The sequence below is a fragment of the Acidimicrobiia bacterium genome (assembly GCA_029210695.1).
In the GTDB taxonomy this organism is placed as follows: domain Bacteria; phylum Actinomycetota; class Acidimicrobiia; order Spongiisociales; family JAHEDJ01; genus JAHEDJ01.
On the sequence record JARGFH010000157.1, the window covers coordinates 1 to 748 of the forward strand.

General features: G+C 57.9%; 1 protein-coding gene. It reads left to right on the forward strand.

Going from position 1 to position 748, the window contains the following annotated elements:
* Window positions 1-621: 621 nt before the first annotated feature.
* The coding region (locus P1T08_18870) for a helix-turn-helix domain-containing protein (protein ID MDF1598136.1) at window positions 622-748 on the forward strand (127 nt) is incomplete at its 3' end.

The following is a 748-nucleotide window of genomic DNA, read 5'->3' on the forward strand; positions in this document are numbered from 1 at the left end:
CTTCCGCAGGTAATAGTCCTTGGCGGCCTTGGCCAAACTCAACACCAGCCACCCCCACCACCGAGCAGCTGTATACATGGGGCAACTCGTTGCAGATGCGTGTGTCGAACAAGACGATCGGTCGAGAGGGCGGCAACCTGGGTGGAGGTGGCATGGTTGATGCGATGGGGGTCTCGATGGATCTTGGCTGTTGCGGATCGGGTGGTCTCTGGTTCAGGGGCTTGTGAGGAGCCGAGATGGTGGTCGGTGGTTGCTTCGAACGGTTCGTGATCCGAGTCCGGAATCCCCGCTGGCTGGCCCTCTATGGGGGAGATCCCAGGGCCCGACCCAACGAACGACACATGTGCGATGGGGTGCCGATCTTCGCTGTTATCGATGCTGCCAACAGGTTCCATGTCGGCTACTAGACACGACCACCCTTTCAGCAGAGTGTCAGTAGCCCTGTCAGGAACCCTCCGACCAGGGCGCCGACCATCTCATAGTTGCCCGTTTTGCACCGATCTCGAATATCTCCAAAAAGGCACTCTGAGCAGGGGAAACAACCGAAATAGAACCAGAATGAAAGGGCTGCTGACACTCAAATAACATCGAAATAACAGGGTCCCAACCCAAAGTTGGGGAATGAACAACCTCGAACCGCTGCTCTCAGCCCAACAACTCGCCGACTACCTTGGAGTGCCGGTTGCCACCCTGTACCAATGGAGGTGGCGTGGAGACGGCCCACCGAGTTTCCGGGTGGGCAAGCATG